We start from the raw sequence: 21,550 nt of genomic DNA on the forward strand, positions 1-21,550 counted from the left end.
ATTGAAGTGCACAGGTCCCCGCAAGGATGCGTAAAAATTTCTAATCAGTCAGCATTTTGTTGAGGGCTTGCTTGGCCTTTTGGAGCGCTCCCGCTCCTTTTGAGAGGATCTCGAACAATCCACTGGAGTTGCTGCTCGAGCGTTTCCTTGGGATGCCAGAGAGGGCCTCCGCTGCAGGCTTGCTGTCGAGAGGTTGGATCGGGATGTTCAGGGGCTGGATCGCCGTATCAATGGCGCTCGCGGGCGATCCTTTCAGTGGGACTGCCGGTGCAACCCAGGGCCCGATCTCCAAGCTTGATCCCTTTTTTGGGGGTGGAGCAAGTGTCATCGACCATTCGGCTCCAGCGACCGCACGACTCACCGATTGATCCATGGTTGGCGATGGAGTCAAGGCGGAGCTTGTGCCGGGTCCTGGAGCCAGCACAGGAGAGCCCATGACCGTTCTGACGCCGGCTTCGAGAGACATGGCCATGAAGCCCGACTCGGCATGCTCCAGCCCCGCGTAGTGGCCAAGTTCATGGCTGATGACGCTGAGCAGATCCATGTGACCCGTGGCGGCGCCTGACGTTGCCTGGAGAATGCCGTCGATGAAACGGAACTCCTGGTCGTTGGTGGGAGTGGCGTCGACGAACCAACCAAATCCGGCGGCGTTCCAGTCAATCTTGATGACATTGCCCTGTTCGGCTCCGAGCGAGAGGCCCTCCAGGTCATCCAGTTGCACGGTCACCGTCTCTAGGCGTGCCAAGGCAGCCGCATCGAGCCCCATCAGCGCGATGCGCCGCTTGGCTTCGGCCACGAGACCATCAAGGTCCGCCTGCGTTGGCTGCGTAAGGCGGGCCGTGGCGGTGGCCACGGATGCCGGTGCGGCGCTGGCCGCCACCAGGCCCGCCGCGGGTTGGCCATAGGCGGCATCGTCAGTTTTGAGGCGAACCAGGTCGAATGAGGTCTGAGCGGACGTCGCGCCTTTGAGGCTGATCAGGCCATAGCCGCCGTCAGTGAGCGTTTCGTTGAAGATTGTGCTCGCCACCACGGCGCCATTGATCGACGCATTGACCACGTTGCCCCGTAGGGAGACACCGAGGTTGTAATCCTTGCTTGCCGAAACCGAGATGGAGACGCTGCGGACGATGACCGTGGTTCCGTTCTTGACGTAGCCGATCAGGAGCTGATTGGTGTCTGCGGAGAGGGTGACGAACTTGTAGTACGTCGGTCCGTGGTAATCGAAGACGATTCCACCCTGGCCGCCTGTCTTCAAGGTCGTGGTGATGTCCAGCAGCGACCCCGGAGTGATCAAGGTACCGATCAGGTTGACGGCCGGCGCAGCGGCGCTAGCGGCCGTGCCGTTGAAGCGCCCGCTGCTTGTGGCCCAGGCTCCGGTGGTGTTCTTGGGCTGGGTGAACAGTTGGCTGGCTGGGCTGGTGCTGCTGAAGTCGACAGTCTTATCGAGTGTGATCGTCTTCGGCGGCGACTGCACGACGACGTCATCGATCTGTGCCTTGGTGCCACCCGTCGAGGCGATGCCAACCACGCCGTCGTTGATGCTGTGCCGCAGGCCGAACGAATCGATGCGGGCGGCAAAGGTGTAGCTGACCGAGGTGATGCCCTGTGTGAGCTTGACGGCCGTGCCGCTGACGGACAGCAGCACCACGTAGTCAGTGCCTGCCTTCAATTGGGCATTGGTCTGGTTGTCTACGAACCAGGTGCCCGCTGAGTAATGCCCGATTTCGAGCTTGTTGGTTGAGATGTTGATGCCGGCGAACTTGAAGTTGTCGTTGCTCTGCCAGTCAAAGATCAAGTAGGCATTGGCCTTGTTGCCGCCCGTGGGCTTGAGTGCATTGATGGTTGCCTGCATCTCAAAGACGCCCGGAATCTCGACATCAGACTGGTTGAACAGGCTGATGGCATCGCCAAAAGCTGTGGCGGGTGCCACCTCGTAGCGGTTGTTCACGACCGCGAAGGTACCGACTTGAGGCGTGAAGCCCTGTGAGGCCGTGCTGTTGAAGTTGGCCGTGCGCAGCACGTCGCGCGCACCGCCGCTGTTGCCTGGCTGCGGATCGGCGGGCCCACCGTGCTGGTCGCCCCAGGCAGCATCCTTCTGCAGCACCAGACCCAGTTCGCCCCAGGGTTCGCCGTTGCGAGCTGGGTCGCCGCCGGGGTTGTCGGTGGCGCGGGTGAAGTCTGCGCCGTCACTGCGTGAGAGCGCGTACAGGAAGTCAATCAGTCTCGGCTGCAGGCTGCGGCTGATCGTGGCGGCCCCATAGGGCGAGAACGGCACCAGGTAGCTGTTGTATTCCCCCGTCCAGTCGATCAGTCGATCGCCACCGGTGTTAGCGATCATCACATCGCGGCCAGCGCCGCCGAAGGCACGGTCTTCGTAACTCGCGCTGGTGTCGGGTGTAATTGTGGCCAGGTCGTCGTCGACATTGAGCAGGTCGTTGCCCCAGCCTCCGTAGAGATTGTCGCGACCACTGCCACCGATCAGCCAATCGTTGCCCAGATCGCCAAAGATCTTGTCGTCGCCATCGGTTTGGCGGGCTGCATCCAGGGTCGACTTCGGTCCCTCATTGGCGGCGAAGTTCAGGAAGAACTCGCCGCCATTGACTGAAATCTTCGCCAAGGGGTTGTACTCGTCGTAGAGAGCGAATTCGCCCGCCCGCAGGGCACTGGCCTTCGTGCCGTTGAGGTCGCTGGGGTTAAACGAAAGCGCATCACCGGGGTTGAAGGGGCGTTCGTAGTCGATGCGGATCGGTGCGCCCACCGTCTTGCCATCCATGCCGTAGAGCTGGGTCCAGGCCAGCTGCAGTGCTTCCGCGCCACTGATGGCGTCATCGCCCGAACCGCCGTGCAGAAAATCATTGCCCCAGCCACCGAAGATGATGTCGTCGCTGGTGTGCCGTGATTGGCCCACGCCACCGGCGTTTGGTAGCGCGAATTCATCAGCCGTTGCCTTCCAGTTTGGGTCCTGACTGAACGGGCTCAGGTCGACGGCCTTCTTGAGTTGGCCGGCAATGTTGATCGTTGCCTGCTGCATGTTGCCGCCGGTAGCGATCACGGCTGGTGTCACCGCCACCATCACCCCATTCAAGGGCTCAGGTTTGCCGTTGCGGCTGGTGAAGAGGCGCCCGTCGTCACCGATCACGCCGTCGTCGCCCGTGCCGCCGCTGATCCAGTCGTTGCCGTAGCCGCCAACGATGTCATCATCCTGGCCTTCGCCGAAGATCACATCGTTGCCCTTGCCGGCATAGAGGAAGTCGTCACCGGATTCGCCATGCAGTTCGTCGGCCGCACCGAGGTCATTGGATGTTTCTGCATTGAAATCTGAGCCGCCTGGCGTGTAGTCGAGCAGCTGGATCGAGCGCACGACGATTTTGTTGGCCGAACCGGTAGCTGAGTTGTAGTCGTCGTAGTTGAAGTTGAGCGTCTGTGCGGCGTTGGCCGTGCCGCCGGCACCGACGATTCGGAAGATGGTTCCGTTGTCGCCGACGATGGCGTCGGCATCGAGGGCGTGACCGTTGTTAACGGTGTGGTCGCCGAGGTCATTGCGGGCTGTGTCGGTGCCGGCACCGCCAAAGAGGCGGTCGGCGCCGTCGGTGCGCTGGCTGCTCGCGCTCAGACCGAACAGGTTGGAACTCCCGCCGATGATGTCGTCTTGGCCGAGGTTGCCGTAGATCAGATCGTTGCCGGCATTGCCTTCGATGTAGTCATCACCGTCGCTGGCAGCCTCGAACGACGCCACGTTGACTGAGACAAGGCCCGCTGCATCGCGCTGGTAGTCGACTCCGCTGCCCGCCACCCGGCTGGCGATGGAGCCGTCGCCCTGGATCCTGTCGTCGCCGCTCTGGCCGAAGATCTGGTCGTTGCCGGCGCCGCCGGCGATGTAGTCGTTGCCGAACAGGCCACCTTGGCCATCACCAATCGTCGTGGTCCAGTTGCTCCACTTCGGAACGTCGCCGCTCGGACCGGAATACTCGGTCAGCGTCAGCACGGACTGACCAGCTGATGGGCCCGTTGTTTCGTAGAGCTGGCTGCCCGCCAGGCTGCGGAAGCGTGGGTTGGTGCTCACGCCCGCCGCGCGGCTGGTGAGCACACCTTGGTCGCCCAGGATGTGGTCGCGACCGGCGTTGCCGTCGATCACATCATGACCAACGCCGCCAAGGATGATGTCGTCATCTTCGTTGCCTTCGATGATGTCGTCACCGCCGGTCTCGTTTGCAACGTCGGTGGTTGTGATTGACGCGGCCCGCAGGGTTGACAGCGTCTGAACGTCGAGAAGTTCAGCGTTGTCGCCAATCAACAGGTCTGCATCGATGAAGCTGCCGCTAAGCGCAGCGCCGGCTGAACCATTGCCGCCGAACAGCTGGTCGTTGCCGAATCCGCCGATCAAGATGTCATCGCCGGCGTTGCCAGTGATGACATCGTCGCCACCCTTGTACACATATGTCGTGCGCACGGCTTTGAGTGTGGCCGGATCCTGTTGGTTGGCCAGGTCGTAGATCAGCTCGCCGTTGTCGCCGAGGGCGATGTCATTGCCAGCTCCGAGCGCAATCGTGTCGGCGCCAAAGCCCCCCAGGGCGATGTCGTCACCACCGCCGCCATTGATGGTGTCGCTGCCACCTTTGCCTTCCACGCTGGTTTCGATGCGCTCCACCTCCGCGGTGGTATTGATGCGGCGGACGCCCGCCGCCAGGGTGAGGATGCCCTGGTCGGCCAGGATCACGTCTTGGCCATCTCCGCCCAAGAGGTTGTCAGAACCAGGCTCTGGGCTGGTGAGCACCGTGAACATGGCCGCATCATTGCTGAGCCCATAGTTTTGGACTTTGCGGTTGGGTTGTTGATCTTCGGCGAACAGTCTCAGGTTCAGATTGAAGGCAGCATCGCCATAGATGTGGTCGTCGCCGGCTTGGCCGTCCACCCCATCGTCACCGGAATTGCCCGTGAGTTGGTCGGCTCCCTGGCTGCCTTTGATGTTGTCGTTGCCTTCGCCACCATCGATTACGAGCCCCACGTAGCCATCAGCCTTGGCTTGCATGGCTGAGGCATCGATCCGGTCGTTACCTGGGTTGTTGAAGCTGGTGCCACTGGCAGACGCCGCACCCGTGGAATTGTTGTAGCGCAGGCGATCTTGGGAGCTGTCTCCATAGACAATCAGTGCACCTTCACCGCGGTCGTTGATGGTGATGGTGTCGTCGCCACCGCCGCCATGGATCGCCATGATCGAGCGTGGATCGTTCAACAAATCGGTGTTGACTTCATCGCGAGTGGCCTCGTCCCGATCAGCCGTGGTCTCCACGATCAGGGTTTCATTCCCCTTGCCGAGAAGGATGTCGGTGGTTTCAAAGCCGTTGAATGTGATGCCGCCGCCGTAGTAACGCCAAACTGGATTTTCATCCGTGCCTTCATTCACCCGGATGTCGTCTCCCATCCCCAGGCCTGTCAAGGCGAGCCCAGGGTTGGAGAGGTTCTGTGATTGATCAGTCTGGGTGCGGTAGCTCAGCTTGCCGGTATCAGCATCGCTGTTGTCGGTGTGGAAGATGGTGAGTGAATCGATGTCATCCCATTCATTGGTGTTGAGCAGCTCGACTTTGCTTGGAACATTTGTTTCTCCCGGGAGCAGAACTGGCGCGGCGAAGCTGCGGTCGATGTCCGATCGACCACCCTCGATGACCAAGGCGCCCTGAATCTGGTCGAGATTTTGGTCACGGGTGGCAAATTTCTTGAGGCTGCGCGCTTCCGCCGATAGCGAGAGTGTGGGATTGGCGTTAATGCCGACCATGCTCCACTGCTTGTAGGTGCTGGAGTCAAAGCTGATCGTTGTGCTGTAGGGGTCTGCAACTGCGCCTTGGATGATCGTGGTGGTATCGGTCTCCACCTTTAGATTCACGGTCTGCGTAGGCAGCTTGGTGAGCCGTACCCGGTAGGCATCACCACCATTCGTGCCTGTGTTGACGGCGGTGAAGCCGTCGCTTTCCTGAACGATGAGCTGAGCCACGTCGTCGTCGTAGACCGTGACATCGAGATCAAAGGAGGCGGCGATGTTGGCGTAGTTGCCAGCGTCACTGCCATCTCCCGTCACTGAGGAGAGGGTGTGCTTGATCTTGGTGGCTTTCTTGCCATCCTGCTTACTGTTCTCCACGCCTGAGACCGTGACGGTCTGGGCCGTATCCCAGTCAGCGCTTGTGAAGATCAGGGTGTTGGTGTTCGTTGACGTGAAGATGCCGTTGTTCAGGGTCACCGTGACGGTTTCTCCAACTTTCGGGGCTGCGGTGAGGCTGACGGAGTATTGATCCGTGAATCCATTGGCTCCTTCCAGCACCTCGGTGGTGGTGCCGCTGAAGCCGGAGTGGTCGGCATCGAGCGGGCGAATGTCGAGCCCGGCCTTGTCGTTGTCGATGATTTTGATGTAGACGTCCTTGAGAGCCAGGCCGTCAAAGCGCTGATCCAGGCTGATGATGCTGTGGCTGATCAGGGCAATGCGCTCGCCTTCAGGGGCGCTGTCGTTTTCGGCCTGGATTTCAAGCTCGACGGCCTGATTCCAGTTGTCGTCATCGAAGCTGAGCACAAGGGCGCTGGTGAATGTGCCCACACCCTTGCGGCGCAGCAGGAGGCTGCGGCCACCAATGGCCTGATCGGCTGTGCTGGTGGGGCCTGCGGACACCGTGAGATAGACGGGTTCCCCGGCCTTGGGCTTCTCCAGCAGGCGGATGCTGTAGCCGGAGAGCAGGCCGGCTTCGCTCACCAGCAGCGGTTGGGTGGCCTGCTCGATTGACACCAGAGCCCCGGTGGAGGGGGTGCTCACCAGGGTGTCTACGCCGGGGGCGCCCACGGTGGCGTAGCTGGAATCCGTGCTGCTGAAGGTGTGGGTGATCAGGCCCGAAATCGCCTGAAGTTCGGCACTCACGATTGGGGCGGTCACATCGCCCATGACCTGAATCTGATCGCTACCCAGGCCGCCGATGATCTTGGTGACCACATCTTCATTGGTGCTGAGGATGAAGATCTTGTCATCGCCCTCGAGGGCATCGAGCTCAGCTTGCTCAATGTTCTCGAAGCGCACATTGAGGCCGGCACCGAAGATGCCATCGCGGGTGACAACAAAGCTGTCATTGAAGGGGGTGCCAAGCACGACGACGGTATCGAAGCCCGCTCCGCCATCAATGTTCACGGGGGCATTAATGGCATAGGTGATGGAGTCTTCGCCATCACCGCCCTTGACTTCGCTCTCGCCTTGCTTGTCCGTTGTATCGATGGTAACGAAGGCACGAATCACAAAGGTGTCGTTGTCGTCTTCACCCTCCATGCGAAGAGTGCCTTCATTGCGATAGACGTTGAAGGTGTCGTTGCCGTCTCCGCCAAAGATGGTGGTGGCATAGCTGACACCCCTGCTGACGTAGGCGATGCCTTGTAGGGGTTGATCTCCACTGGCCGCAATGGCGTCAATGATTTTCTGCCTCGTTTCTGCAGATAGCACGTCGGTGACGGGGTCAAAGCCGACGGGATTGAAGATGATCTCGTTTGTTTCGGGATCGCGGATCAGACCGATGATCACGGGGGTGACATCAAAACTGTCTCCCGGTTGAACCCCGGCCCTGGCATCCCTAAGGGTGCCGAAGATCTGGCCGATCTGGAAGGTGTCTGCTCCTTCGCCGCCATCGAGGGTGGTGATCGAGCTGTTGTCATCCATCACGATCTTGTCGTCACCGCCCAGGCCATTGATCCGTAGGCGGGCGTTGATGTTCTTGTCGTAGTTGACCCGTTCGGCGTTGGTGAAGCCCTGGCTGGTCAAGCCATTGAGGAGGGCCACGAAGTTCTGGCGCCCCAGGAAGGTGTCGGCCTCTTCGGTGCCGTTGATGATCAGCGCGTCGACGCCGCTGTCGGGTGCGCCGTTGTCAAACACATTCACCAGGGCGCTGCCCGTGCCGGCCAGGTTCACGGTGGTGAGGTCGGAACCCGATTCACCGTGCAGATTGAGCAGGGCCGCCAGGCCATTGCTGTTGGTGCGCGTGAAGATGCCTCCGCTCGGATCCCCCTGCACATTGACTTCCACCACGTCGTTGCCGGCCTGGCCGTGGATGGTGGTGAGACCGCCGATTGTGTTGATCGCGATCGTGTCATCCCGGCGGTTGGTGGCTTCTGTGCCATCGCCGCCAAACACCTCAGTGCTGGCTTGGTGGGTGCTGTCGATCAACAGCACATCGGCCCCGGTGCCCATCGAGAGCTTGAGGCTTTCGAGATGGGTGTAGTCAAGTCCTGCGCCGAGGCCCAGGCCGCGCAGGCTGTTGCTGGTGAGGGTGGCGGCTTTGGCGGTGGTGTTGCCGGAATCGTCGATCAAGAGCACGTCGCTCTCGTTCGCGGCGGCTCCACCATCGATCACCACCAAGCCCTGCACCCCATCCACCTGGCCGATCCTGGAGGCCACCGGGGTGGCGATGCCACCGATGCCTGGCCCCTGCAGACCGCCTGGATAGGCAGCGGGCAGCAGGGTGGCAGTGGCAAGATCCAGCTTGTTGTTATCGGTTTTGCCGTAATCGCTGATGTGAATCTGATCACTGCCGGCCTGGCCGTAGATCGTGACCGTGCTGCCCAAGCCAGTTCCGCGCACACCGATGACGTCGTCGCCGGCTTCGGCGTAGATCGTCAGTTGGCCATCGGCGTCGTTGATCTGGATCTGATCCGCTCCTGCGGCGCTGAAGACGTTGGTGGTCGTGCCGTGGGTGGCATTGACGAGCAGGTGATCCCCAGCGGCACCCATCCAGAGGTTGAACGTCTCGAGATTGAGGTAGTTGATGCCCTGCTCCAGCTCCATGCCCCTCAGGCTGAATCTGCTGGTGTCGATTTGATCCAGGATTGCTGACTTGGCATTAGCGGCGGCGGAGTCGTCGACATTGAGTTGATCGCTGGAGGCATCGTCGTTGCCCCCATCAACGGTGAGCAAGCCATTGATGGCTGTGATGACGCCCGTGGGCGCAGTGGCGCCATCGGCAGTTGGCCGCGCAGGGGCCAGGTTTCCCACATTGGTGGTATCGCTTCCGGTGCCTCCTTCCGCCAGCACCGTTCCGTTCATGGCGCGGATGTTGAACGTGTCATTGCCGCCATCACCGCGCAAGGTGCTGTTGCTGCCGTTGTTGGTGCCGTTGACCGTGATCGTGTCGTTGTCGGCCTGGCCTTCCACCACGAGGAGGTCGTCAGCGCTGTTGATCACCACCTGGTCGTCACCGCCGCCGCTGCGCAGGGTGGTGTCCTTCTGGAAGCCGATGGCGAGCGCCGCAGGATCGCTGGTTTTGTGGGTGCTTTCAATGGTGAACGTGTCGCTGCCGCTGCCGAGGCTGATCAGCAGGTGCTCGATGGTTCCGTAGGTGATCGTTCCCCCCATGTCGAGGCCTGAGAGCGTGGTGGAGGTGAGGGTGCCGCTGCGATCGGCGCTATCACCGGTGTTGTCCACGTTGAGATGGTCGCTGCCGCTGGTGGGCAGATCGCCGTTGATCGTGAGATTGGCCCGGATTCCCTGCACGTTGCCGCCTCCGTTCGCGCTGCGGCTGGCGAGGGTGCCTGCGGCCTGGTTGCCCACGTTGATGGTGTCCGAATCATTGCCCGCCTGCACGAGGGTGACGTCGTTGAGGGTCTGGATGTTGACCACATCGGCACCCTGATCGCCCCTGAGGGTGAGCTGGGTCGCTGTGCCGGTCCCGCCGGTGCCGGTGGCGAACACATTGATGATGTCGTCGTTGGCCCCGGCGTTCACCGTGGTGGTGCCACCGATGCCGCGGATGTTGGTGGTGTCTTCACCGTCGCCGGTGTTGACGGTGACCGTTCCAGCGGTGAGATCAAGGCTGGCCGCAAGGTTCACCGTGTCGTTGTCGGCGTCTCCGTTGACCACGACCGAACTGCCGCTGTCGGCACCCTGGAGGTTGATGGTGTCGGCACCCTGCTGGCCGAAGACGGTGAGATCGTCAGCAGCGTCAACGATGGTGACCTGATCGCCAGTGCTGCCGCTGGAGAGAGAGGTGGTTTTGCGCGGAGTGCCGGAGTGGGTGCTCTGAACCGTGAAGGTGTTGCCGCCGCTGCCCAGAGAGAGGGTGAGATCTTCGAGGGTCAGGTAGGTGATCGAGCCACCCATGCCTAGTCCAGTGATGCTGTCGCGGCTGAGCGCACCGCTGTTAGCGGTGGCATCTCCGGTTTCATCCACCAGCAGTGAGTCGCGCTCGCCTGTGCCGCCGCCCCCCTGGAGGGTGAGCAGGGCGGCGATGGCATTCAAAGTGCCTCCGCTGTTCGTGCTTGTGGTGGCGTTGCTGCCTACGTTGAAGCGATCGACGCCCTCTCCGCCCTGGATCGTGACGGCGGCGGCGATGGCCCGGACGTTGAACTGATCGGCGCCCGCACGGCCATCGATGCTGATCTGCTGCACCGAGGCATGGCTGCCTTGGATCGTGAGGTCGTCAGCGCCGCTGCCCAGGTTGAGGTTCACCTGGCCAAGGGCGGCGAAGCTGATCTGCCTGCCGCCGGCGATGCCGAAGCCGCTGAGACCTGCGGCAGAACCCGTGCTGGCGATCGTGCCGAGGTTGTTGGTGCTGTCACCGCTCTTGTCAATCGTGAGGAGGTCGACTGGCTGACTGCCACCATCAACGGCCAGGTTGGCCTTGATGCCTGTCAGCGCCCCATTGCTGTTGGTCGTCGATGCATTGCTGCCCACTGTGAAGGTGTCCGCATCGGCTTGGCCCTCGATACGGGTATTGATGTTGATGGCGTTGATGTTGAAGACATCATTGCCATCCCCACCTCTGACCACGAATTCGTCGTTGCTTCCTTGCCCGGAGATCGAGAGGCTGGTTGTGGGTCCGTTCGCCAGCCCCCAGGTTGCCGAGGTGGTGTCCACAAAGTTGGTGCTGGCTAGAGCAGGGAAATCCGTCAGGCGCCGGACAGTGGAGGGCTCCAGAGAAACGCTGGCATTGACATCAACGCGATCGGCGAAGGCTGACTGGATCAGGTTTACGGTGTCAGCGAGCTGTTTGTTACTGTCTTCGCGCAGATTGACCTCGAATCTGCCGACGGCACTTCGTACGCTGTCTTCGAGAAGGACCGTGTCGGCACCGTCGGCGGGAACGATGAGCAGGGATTCCAGGCCCGATGCCGTTGCCATGTTGCTTTGCGGCCCGGTTGGGATGTTGTAGATCTCCAATGTGGTGCCATTTCCGGCAAAGCGCAGAAGATCGGATCGCGATGTTCCCTTGACTTCGAGCTTGTCAGTTCCCGCCCCAGCATCGATCGAATCGCCGAGAAGATCGTTGATGACGCCGAAGATAGCGTCATTGTCTGCGCCGGCTTCGATCCGATCGGCACCGGCGCCACCTTCGAGGTAATCATTGCCGGATCCGCCACGCAGGGTGTCATTTCCCGAGCCCCCGAAGAGGATGTCATTGTCTCCCTCACCATCGAAGTCGACACGAGCGCTGCCGGCGGAGGCCAGCACATCGTTGCCGGCACCCCCTCTTGCGTTGACCGCCAATCCAAATCCCTGGGTCAGGATCAGGCTGTCATTTCCGGATCCAAAGTCAGCAGCAACACTGGAAACTCCGTTGTAGTACTCCGTGTAGCCGAAGGCCTGAACGAGTACTCGGCCACCCCCCAGGTCAGTGAGTTGGTAGCCCTCGTTGATCTCGCTTTTAACAACCGTACGTTGGGTGCTGCGCGCGCCAGCGTTGAGATTGAGGACGCCACCTTCCACCTTGGCCAACCTGGGCGGCGGGGTGGGGAAGATGCTTCCAGGAATGCTGATGCTGGCAATGGTGCCGCCCCCGCAGACTTCATCAAAGAACAGATCAACACAACCCCGCGCGTAGAGGCTCAGCGTTGTCGAGGACGGGCCAAAGACTGCAGTGCCGCCGAGGGTGACGGAGGCGCCGATGCCGATGCCGACGATCTCCAGCCTGACCCGTCCTCCAACCTGGACGGAGAGCGTGTAGGTATCGTCTTCAGAATAGAGATAGTTGGTGCCACTCTTGATCAGGGAGACGGAGCCGAACACCTGGCCTGAAATCGAGAAGCCCGGGATGCCGAAGTACAGCCCTCCACTCACGGAAATGCTGAACTGACCATCGGATTGAATCCAGCCACCGGCCGTGATGTTGATCGGACCGAGGTTGCCGTAGAGATTGGCCCCGATCCGCCAGGTGCCTTCCCCGCCTGCGCCGATTTCAATGTTGAAGTCACCACCAATGGAGACCACCTTGGCAATGGTGAGATCTCCTTTCATGCTGAGCTTGAAGATATCAACAGGGCCTTTCGTATTGATCAGTAAGGAGCCTGCTGCCTCAAGACTGAGCATTGATGTGACGTCAGCTTTGAGCGTCACGGCTGCGGTCAGGGCAATGCCGGAGCGATCGATGGAGATGGCACCCTTGGCTTCGAAATCAAGCGAGATACCTTGCGTGCCGATAGAGAAGCTCAGATCGGCAAATAGCTCAACGCTGTTGGCATCAATCCCAATCCCTCCCGTGATCTGCGCCTCGGCAAAGCCGGCAAAGGTCACGCTACCGGAAAGTACGGCAGTGATATAGGGAGAGGGCGTCCGGGCATATTCCGATGCGCTGAGAACACCACCGTTGAGCAGCTTGCTGATGGTGCTGGTTTTCGGTATGCCGTCACTACCCACGATGATGGGCTTGCGTCCATCGATACTGTATTGATTGTTGTTGCTTCCACCCAGGCGATCGAGCAGGTTGCCCGCAAGGATGTTGCCGGCATCCTCATTGGCCTCAAGCCTGCTGATGATGGTGTCAGGCAGTGTAATTGTCTGGGTTACGCCTGTTGTGTTGATCAGCAGTCTGGCGGAAACATCCAGATCGATCACCGATAGATTCAGACCGATATCGATATCGAGGTCTGCCGCAAAGCCCTGGTTGTTGATCACAACAGCGCCCAGGGCGCTGATGGCTACAAGGGGGCTGCTGCTCTTGCCGATGTCTGGGCCTACGCGCACATCCACGCTGGCGAAAAGGGCAAAGCCTTCGTTATCAACTTCCAGGAAGAAGACCCCCTGCATTTCGGCCAGCTTGGTGGAACCGGCCTTGACGGTGAGCGAACCCACCATCTCCACATCGATCTGGAACTCCTCGAAGCCAAGAACGATGGGCGAATCGGGGTTGCCTGTGTTGACCAGGAATCCTTGCTCAGACCAGTAGTCGCCGTAGGTGTCGTTGTTGTTTTCGTAGTAATTACGCGCGCTCTCTTTGAAATCAATCGCGCCGACGCTGGCACCACTCCCGTTGACGCCCACGCCTAGATTGATCTTGGCGGAGAGATAGACATCCAAATCAATGATCGGCTTGAGCGCGCCGACGGTCTGCAGTGAATCAAGCGAGAAGTCAAGCGCTGCATAGGCCGCTGGATTGCTCAGATCCGTGGACACTCCAACGAAGAGGCCCACATTGAGGTTGTTCAGCGCCAGGCCACTGGCATTGGGATTGATGGAACCGTCGTCATTGAAGTAGGGCCCATCCCAACCGATGAAGCCGAACACATCGGAGGCGCCCACCGTCATGGTGGTGACATTGACGGGGTCTGGAGCCAGATTGCCGTTCACATCCCGGATGGTCACATCCTGGGTGGGACCGAGTTCGAAGGCGAAGTTGCCCCTGAGGGTGACAATCCCCAGCACATCCAGGTTCAGCATGCCCTGGGCTCGCACCAGGGCGGAATCCATGCTCAGGTAGACCGGTGCCGTACCCGTGCCTGTCTTCACTTCATAGCCCAGTGGATCAATCTTGCCGTCTTCATCGAGATCGATTGCCGTGGCAAGATCAAGGCCATTGTCGCCGCCACCCAGCAGCTGGGCTGCTTCAGCCAGACTGATCATGCCGTCGAGATCGCCATCCAGGTAGGTGAGGAGGTCTTCATGATTGACGACAGTGTTGCCTGCGCGTGAATCACTGCTGAGCGAGGCAATCGATGCAGAGCCGACGAATGCTTTGAGTTCCCCGAGGGTGATCACCCGGTCGGCGCCGCCAAACAAGGCATCTTCTTCGCTGGCGAACTGGTCGGTGCCGGCAAAGTCAACGACGGGGAAGATCGGAACACCATAAATGCTTGGCGTTGATTGGTTGACCTCAATCAGGAGGTTGTCGGCATCAACCGTGACACCCTCAATTCCTTCAAGGCTGATTCCTGAAGCACTGCCCTTGAGGGCGAAATACTTCGAGGGATCCAGCTTCAATTCAGGCCTCATGAAGGCCATGCCAACATCGAGATTGTTGATCAGCAGACCGACGGATCCTTCGCCGAGACTCTCTCTGGTGCCATCGAAGTTATCGATAAAATCATCGGGATCACCAACAATGCCCACGAAGGCATTCAAAGAACCTCCGATCGTCATGAACGACAGGGTCTTGGGCCCTGTCACGTTGGCGGCCAGTGTGGTCAGCAGATCACCGCCAAAGCCCAGTTCTTCTGCCGCATCAATCGCGGCGTCGATCGCACCTGACGCGAGGCCGCCGGTGAGTTCGACGGTCTGGGTGCGCCCCATTTCAAAGGCGAGACTGCCTTTGAGGTAGACGAAGTTGGCGATCTGGGCTCTGGCTTCACCCACACTGGCGCTGATCAGTTCGCTTTCGAAGCCGAGCGTGGTACTGGTTTCAACTGTGTCGTCCCCGGTATCCACCGCAGTTTCGATGGTATAGCCATCTGCTGTCCAGCCATCCGCATAGGTTCCATCGTCCCGCAGATTGGCTTCCGCGCTCGCGACGAAGTTGATCGTGGAGTTATTGAGCAGAGCGCTCGCCCCAGGAACCAGAGCGCCTCCGAGGTTCAGGTTGACCACAATGTCTTGGACATCCAAGTCGAGGATGCCTGCGCCACCATCAGTGAAGCCGGCTTCATCGATCTGTAGGCTCATCGCCGTGAAGGTGGGCAGCTGCTCGCTGACCAGGGGCTTGAAGATGCCGAGGGCGAGATTGACATTGGAGCCGTAGAGGCCGATGGCACCGAGATCGCGTAGGCGTTCTCCCAGGTTGTCTCCCGCAAAGAGATCCCCGATCTCATCGCTATCCACGCCCGGCAGGCCAACAAACAGATCGGCGCCGCCGATCCCCAGTTTGGTGACTTCCACGTCCATCCCCGACACCGTGCGGAAGTCGTCGGAGAATTGAAGGCCAGCGAAGCTTTCCAGACCATCCAGGACAGGAGCCAGCTGGGCATCAAAGCGGTTGTAGAGACCATCCAGCTTCAGCTGGATGCGGTTGAGAACAGGGATGAGTGCAGCATCAATCTTGGCGCTGATGGTTGCGGCGAGCCGATCGGTTGTGGAGGTGATTGTTGTTGACAGCGTGCCGGCCACCTGCTGGATGGCATCATCGATGGCTCCACCGAGGTAGGAATTGATGGCTTTGGTGAGCGTGGCTTTGAGCGGCTCAATCACTTTGCCAAGAAGGCTGGCCATCGCAGGAGGTAGTCCGCTTGAGATCTCGTCGAGCAAAGGTTGAAACAGATCGTCAATAATGGTTTCAGAGATCCCTGTGGATACAGCGCCGACGTTGCTCTTCAGTCTTTGCGCCAATGCATCCTGCGCATAGCTGATCGCGCTGGTGATCTGCTCATTCAGTTCATCCTTGATTGTCTCGACAAGCTCATCAATTTTTTCTTCCAGGGTGGTCCGTGCAAGCTCAACGGCGTCCACGAATTTCGTTCTCAGCAATGTGCGCGGATCGGTTTCCTCCAGTTCTTGAAGGAAGCCGTTGATTGTTGCTGCAACCTCACTCAATGTGAGGCCGGAGCTTTCGATAGCGGACAACACGCTGCTGGGGATTCCGGAATTAACGATGACCGAGGTTCGCGAGCCAAGATCAAAGCTGAGGTTGCCATTGAGATAGGCAAAGCCACCCAGGTTCACCAGGACATCATTGGCACCGACATGGATCCGGCGTTCCTCGAAATCAAGGACCTGCTCCGTGCTTGTGCTCGTTTTGACGACCAACCCATCCCCATCGCCAAGGGATGCGAAGTTCACCACCTCGGAGGCGGCTGTGGCCCCACCGCCACTGGCGATGTTCAGTTCAATGGTGATGGCACCGGTGCCGAAATCGACACCGAAATCCGATGTACCCACCAAGCCGGCCTGGGCGCCGCTGGCCCGCAGGCCGATGTACTTGGTGGTGGGAGTGCCAGGCGTCGCGTCCGCATCCTGAAGGATGGCAAGGGCAAGATCGACATCCGTGATTGCAAAACCAACGGCATTGGCATTGGTTTCGGTTGCCAGATCGATCGAACCATCAGCGTTGCTGTCGCTGGCATAGGGACCACCCGTACCGATAAACAGGCTGACATCGCTGGCTCCGATCTTCAGGACCGATGCCGTGGCGATGCTGCCACCTCTGGAGAGCTCCACATCCTCCAATACCTCGCCCTTCTCGAAGGCGAAGCCTCCCGTGAGCGAGACATAGGAGCCGATCTGCAGAGTGGCATTGTCGACGGATGCACGAAGGACCCGCGTTGCCACGTCAAAGATGACACTTTCGTCTCCGAAGACATCCAGCGGATCGTCGGCGTAGTTGATCGCTGAACTGGTTCCTCCAACATCAACGCCAGGTCCGGAGACGGAGTTGTAGTCAATGCTGACTCCTGAGGCGGACAGCTGGAAATCGTCGATGCCCACGAAGCCGACGAAGTCGGCGGAGGCCTTCAGTGCTGTGTATTTCGTTTGCGAGGCACCGGTGTTCGCAACTTCTCGGCTGACGACGAGGGCAAACATCCCATTCTCGATGGCCAGGCCGACGGCCTCAGGGCGTCCGTCCAAACCATCGTTGACATTTTCGTAGACCCCATCGTTGTCGGCGTCGACAAAGTAAGGACCGTCACCCACGAACAGGTCGACATCCTTGGCTCCGATCACCAGGGTGTTCACGTTGTTCAGCTGAACGTCATTCTGCAGACCCGCGCCGAGTGTCACCGAGCCACCGATGCGTCGCTCCAAGGCAAAGCTCCCGGAGACATAGACGAAGTCTCCAATGGTCAATCTGGCATGGTCAATTGCCACCCGTTCGGTGGGGGAGGAGAAGCTGAACTCCACCTCCTCACCACCGGTCTGCACGGTGAAGGGATCCTCGAAGGCGGTGAAGTCGATCCCCACCTTGCTGGCTGCCCCAAGCTTGGTGACACCACTGTTGATCTGTACCTGATACCCCGAGGCACTCAGCGGTGATGCGTCGGTTGAACCCACATCAATGCCTACCAGCTCGGCCGTTCCCAGGGAGGCACTGATGGCGTAATAGCCTTCTGCGGCTGGAGCCAGCGGATTGAACAGGGCAACGGCCAGCTGGCCGCCGCTGATCAGCAGGCCCGATGGCTCGTCGGTCTGCTCCTCCACAGGCTTGCTGAAGTCGTAGCGGCCCTCACCGGCGAACACGTTGAGGTTGTCGAAGCCAAAGGTGACGAGATTCACCACCTCTCGGGTCTGGGAGATGTCCGAGAGGGTGACGGTTCGTCCGTCCTGCTTCGACATGGCAAAGGAGCCGTTGATCTGCAGGAAGCCACCCACCGAGAGCGTCAGTTCTTCGGCCGATACGCTGATCAGCTTGGTGTCAAAGTCGTAGGCGAAATCGTCTGCGGGATCTCCTGTGAGCGCGTTGGTGGCCTGGAAGTCGATGACCCGACCCCGAATGTCGTTGCCGCTGTTGACTTCAATCTTGAGATTTTCGACATCAAACTTAAAGATCGCTGGGTCTACTCCCACCACTTTGATATCACTTGCTGAGGCATCGAGCGCGAAGAAGCTGGATCGGTCATTGGCAACCTCTGACTTGAACAAATTCAGTTCGAGATCCAGATTTTCTATGACAATGCCTGCTGCGCCTGCTTCCTCTTTGGATCCATCCGGTTGGAAGTACGGTCCACCCGTGCCGATGAAGATGTTGGCGTCTGTGGCGGTCACCGTCGTGACGGCCATGGTCTTCCGCAGGGCCATGGTGTCTTCAGCACCTGAGCTCGGCTGGGTGAGGACCACATCCACGCCGCTCTCAGTTTTGAAGGTGAGAACGGATTCGATGTAGACGTATTCATCGATGGCCAGCACCGCATGGGTGCTGACTTCCTTCAGGACGCTGACGTAACTGATGATGGTTTCACTCGTGCCATCGCCATCGAAATCGATATCTTCGTTGAACCGAACGAAGCTCCCATCGAGTGCCGCAGTGTTGACCTTGATGCGGATCAGATCGCTGCGGAGGGTGAGGCCATCGATGCCCACAAGTGCCGCCGTTGAGGCTTCGGCGTAGACCACGTCCCAGCTGCGTGTGCTGCCGCCGACTTCCGTGTAGCGATAGAGGACGAAGTTGACATCCTCCAGGGCAAGGCCAGCGGCCTCGTAGTTGATGCTGCCATCGCCTTGGCGGTAAGGGCCGCCAGTGCCGGCAAAGGCCTGGGCCCCGGTGACCTGCACACTGCGGATACTGACAGCGACTTCTTGAACAACGCCAGTCTTGGAGATGTCAATTGTGCCGGTGCTGCTTTCCAGGCCAAAGGTTCCACTGACGTAGAAATATTCGTCAATCGTGAGGGCGGCATCCGCCTGTAGGTTGATGCCCCCTGACCCCATGGCCAGGGCAATGGTGGTGGGATTACCCTCTGCATCCAGCCCACCGGTTTCAACGAGCAGGGCTCCGTCGAAGCTCGTCCTGAAGTTGACGGCCTCCGTCGGATCTGGGGTGGTTTGGCCAAAGACTGCGTTGTAGCTGGCCGAGATGTTCGAAATTTCGCCAGATACGCCTCCGCTGCCGCCGGATAGTTCACCGCCAGCCACCTTGAAGCCGAGCCAGCTTCGGGCATCGGTTGGATCTGTGCTGGTGTAGTAGGCAAGACCGATGTTGACATTGGCAGCGCTGCCATAGCTGATCAGTTCGTTGGCAGCGTCGGTTGTATCTGTGTCGATCTCAATGGCCGCATTGCTGATGCCCACCTCGATCGCGTTGGCATCGTTGACTGCGCTGCCATCGGCCAGGATGAGATCGGCCGATCCAATGCGGACGGCCACACTGCCGCTCAGTTCCACGCTGAGCGTATCCACAGTCACGCCCAGCGTGACCGTGCCTCTGGCCTTGATCTCGGCCTCACTGCCGCTGAGTACTACGGAATCTGGGGTCGTTCCGGTGCTGATGGCAAAGTCCTGCGCAGCTCCGGAACCCTGTGTGTAACCCTGGCTGAAATCAACAACACGCCGGGGATTGAGCACATCGCTGCCTCCGTTGCCGGAGATGGCCACGTCGGTAATCGAGAGGTTGAAGGGATCGAAGCCGGTGAGGACCACGGCATCGATACTGGCCTCGAAGGCGTAGTAGCGGCTGGCATCGGCGACATCGTCCGGCGTCAACAGAGCCAGGCCGAAGCTGGCACCGTCGACGACCAGCCCCTTGTCGTCGGTTGCGTCACCATCGACACCTGGATCGCCGATGAAGGCGTCCAGACCCGAGCCACCGAAGCTCAGCATCGACAGGGTCTTTGTGGAGCCATCGCTGAGGGTGGCTGTGATTCCGCCCTTGCGCTCCAGCGCCACACTGCCGCTGATCTCCACAAACCCGCCGATGGAGATCTCCACGTCGCCACTGGCCCGCAGACTTTCGCCGTTGAAGCTGGGGTTAGCGCCAAGGATCATCGAGGCACCGATCCCGGTCGGGATCTCGATGCCGCCGCCTGCGCCCGCGCCAAAATCTGTCTCACTGAAGTCAACCGCCGCGGTCGTGGCGGGTCCTCCGCCAGCCGGAATGAGTGAACCTCCGTTCACGGCCACGCTCATGTCCGTGACGGCCATCGTGAGGATGTCTTCCAGGCCCACGAGTGCCCCGCCGCCAGTTCCCGTGAGGGCGTAGAAGCTTCCGCTGGGTCCCGTTGCACCCGACTCGGTGCGCATCAGGGCGAGGCCGAACGCATCGATCGTGAGGGCAACACCGGTTGCCGAATCTGAGGTCGCATCGTTGGCCAGGAAGTAGGGGCCACCGGTTCCGACGAACACCTTCACGTCGCTGGCGCCGATCTTGAGTACGGAGACATCCAGCGTTGTGCTGCTGGCATCAGCCAGCACGACCTCCTGGAGAGCGTCCGATTGTTCAAAGGCAAAGTTGCCCTGAACCTGGATGAACTCAGAGATGACGATGTCCACCGAACCCGCCACTGATAGAACCTGGGCGGTGCTGTCAAAACCCAGCACCACGCGATCCGTGCTCAGCGGGCCTGTCGTCACCACCAGACCTTCAAGGTCCTCGTCTAGACCCTCGGAGAGGGCATCGGCGGACAGCTCCTTGAAATTCAGGGCATCGATGGTGGTTGCACCATCGCGGCCGCGGTTGACCTCCACGGCCACGGAACCCGAGAGGGTGATGCCTTCGACGCCGATCAGTGCTGCATTGCCGCTGGCCTTGAGCGAGAAATAGCTCCTGGTGCTTGGTACTCCTGCCGTGGGCACCGGAGCAATCAAGGCCAGTGCCAACTCGTCGACGCGAATGGCAACTCCGAGGGCGCCGTTGGCTTCCAGCTCGGTGTTGCTGTCCACCTGCTGATCGTCATCGCTGTCGGCTGGCCCCGTGCCGACGAACGCTTGCAGGTTCTTGGCGCCCAGGGTGAGGGCGGAATAGCTCTCTGCCTGGAAGTCACCATCCAGATCCAGGGCGAGTTCACGCTGCTCGAGTGCGACCGAGCCGCTGATGGTGATGGCGTTGTCGACAGAAACCAGCAGGTCACCAGCGATACTCAGCGAGGTGCCGCTGCTGAGCTCCGCGAGCCCGGTGTCATCGATACCGAAGAGATCATCGTCCTGCTCGGCCAGGGCCTGCCAATCGATCCGCTCTGGGGCTGTCGAACTGTCGGGACCGTTGAACAGCACCTTGAGGTTGTTCACCTCAATGGTGATGCCATCGGGCAGGCCCACGGGCGCCATCGATTCCAGGCTTCCGGCCAGACCCAGCCAGCTTCGGGCCGTGCCACCGCCAGTGGTAGGCGGCACTTCCTGCAGCACGGCCAGATCGAGATTGGCGCCGCTGACTGAGAAGCCAACGGCCTCATCCGTATGGATGCCGGTGACGGCTGAATCGGGATCGCTGGCGTCTTCGCGGGTGAAGGCGCCACCGCTGCCGACGAACACATCCAGATCGGACAGTTCCACCAGCAGCAGGCTGGCGTTGTCCACGTTGACGTTGCAGTCGTCGATGCTGAGGCCGGACTTCAGGCTGACGCCGATCGTGCCCGTGGCCAGCACCGCGCCCTCGAGATTGAGCGCCACATCACCGCTGACACTGAGGTCTGTGGTGCTGGTGAGGGACTGGATCTCCTCCGCCAACCCGTTCAGATGCCCATCGGTGTTGTCGGCCTCGGTGGTGCTCACCAGGTTGGACCAGTCCAACCGGCTGCCGCTGGCGGGATCGGTTTTGTTGTAGAGCACATTGAGGGAGCGCAACTCCAGCAGATCGCTGGGCAGGCCCACCAGATCGAGCTGGCTTACGCTCGCGGCGAGCCCCATCCAACGGCGTCGCTGGCCAGCCGTTTCGCTGACGGTGGCGATCTCCAGGTTGGCGTTCTCGAT

1 protein-coding gene is annotated in these 21,550 nt (G+C 60.2%); it reads right to left on the minus strand.

The genetic code is table 11. The features are described 5' to 3' along the window. Positions 1-40: 40 nt before the first annotated feature. Positions 41-21,352 carry a hypothetical protein gene (locus KBZ13_RS08085; protein ID WP_255008234.1) on the minus strand — a complete coding sequence of 7,104 codons (21,312 nt, stop codon included), beginning with the start codon at positions 21,350-21,352 and terminating at the stop codon, positions 41-43. Between the last annotated feature and the right edge of the window lie 198 nt (positions 21,353-21,550).

This window comes from Cyanobium sp. ATX 6F1 (assembly GCF_024346315.1).
Classification (GTDB): domain Bacteria; phylum Cyanobacteriota; class Cyanobacteriia; order PCC-6307; family Cyanobiaceae; genus ATX-6F1.